Source organism: Brasilonema octagenarum UFV-OR1 (genome assembly GCF_963888615.1).
Lineage (GTDB): Bacteria > Cyanobacteriota > Cyanobacteriia > Cyanobacteriales > Nostocaceae > Brasilonema > Brasilonema sennae.
Map to the genome: position 1 here is coordinate 1 of NZ_CAWPKW010000090.1, position 687 is coordinate 687.

The 687-nt window shown below is 48.5% G+C and carries 1 pseudogene; it reads right to left on the reverse strand.

Going from position 1 to position 687, the window contains the following annotated elements:
- Nucleotides 1-75: 75 nt before the first annotated feature.
- A pseudogene (locus AC5590_RS06970) lies at nt 76-687 on the reverse strand (tetratricopeptide repeat protein); the annotation flags it as partial.

Below are 687 nucleotides of genomic sequence, written 5' to 3' on the forward strand. Positions count from 1 at the left end.
TCTGACTGTTCAAGAATTTTTGGCGAGGAACTAGTACCGCTATTAGTTATCAGTTCACTGTTCACTGTTCACTGCTCACTGTTCACTGTTATTAGACTGGCGATGATCGCGTAAGAATTGCAAATTTTTACGGAAAGTGATTGTGTTGGGATGATTGACTCCTAAGCTGCGTTCAGCAATTTTCAAAGCTTTGATGTAGAGTGGTTCAGCTTCAGTGTAGCGTCCTTGGGAATTGTAGAGTGCTGCCAAGTTGTTGTAACTGGTGGCGACAGAGGGGTGCTCATCTCCCAGCAGGCGTTGCAACAGTTCCAATGCTTTGATGTAGAGAGGTTCTGCTTCAGTGTACCGTCCTTGGGAGCGGTAGAGTTCTGCCAAGTTGTTGTAACTGGTGGCGACAGAGGGGTGCTCATCTCCCAGCAGGCGTTAGCTTAGTTGCAATGCTTTCTTGTAGAGTGGTTCAGCTTCAGTGTACCGTCCTTGGGATTTGTAGAGTGCTGCCAAGTTGTTGTAACTGGTGGCGACAGAGGGATGCTCTTCTCCTAGCAGGCGTTGCCTTAGTTCCAATGCTTTGATGAAAAGTGGTTCAGCTTCAGTGTACCGTCCTAGGGAATCGTAGAGTCCTGCCAAGTCGCTGTAACTGGCGGCGACATCGGGATGCTCTTCTCCCAAACGGGATTGTACGACTGA